General features: G+C 64.9%; 1 protein-coding gene. It reads right to left on the bottom strand.

The genetic code is table 11. The annotated features are described in order from the left end of the window. Window positions 1-527: beta/alpha barrel domain-containing protein (locus AWU74_RS07670; RefSeq protein ID WP_498067489.1), on the bottom strand; the 527-nt coding region annotated here is incomplete at its 3' end. Window positions 528-550: the final 23 nt, after the last annotated feature.

The raw sequence follows: 550 nt of genomic DNA on the forward strand, positions 1-550 counted from the left end.
GTAATGCAGCACAGCGAGTTTCCGGGCATACCCTTTATAGACCTAAAGCCTTTCCGTGCCATAAACGCGGCGAGCCCGTCGAGAATCGCCGCGGGCGAATGCAGGTCGGCGAATATGCCCGTGCCGATTTGCACGGCGGACGCGCCCGCCATGATGAACTCCGCCACGTCCTCCCACCGGCTGATTCCGCCGAGTGCGACGAGGGGGATTCGCGCGTGTTTAGGAAGTCGCCTCATTGAAAGCGCCGTGTCGTATACTATGCGGAGCGCAAGCGGCTTTATCGCCGGACCGGAAAGCCCCGCGCGGACGTTCTGGAACACGGGACGGCAGGATTCGATATCGAGCGCCGTGCCCAGAAACGTGTTCGTCAAGCTGAGCGCGTCCGCGCCCGCTTCCCGCACCGCGTGCGCTACAGCTACGACGTCGGGCGCATTCGGCGACAGCTTGACCATGAGTGGCTTGCGGGTCGCTTCCCGCACCGCGCGCGTTACCGCCGCCGCCGCGTCGGGGTCAAGTCCGAATGCCATTCCGCCCGCCTCGACGTTCGGGC

The sequence above is a fragment of the Treponema endosymbiont of Eucomonympha sp. genome, assembly GCF_001028545.1.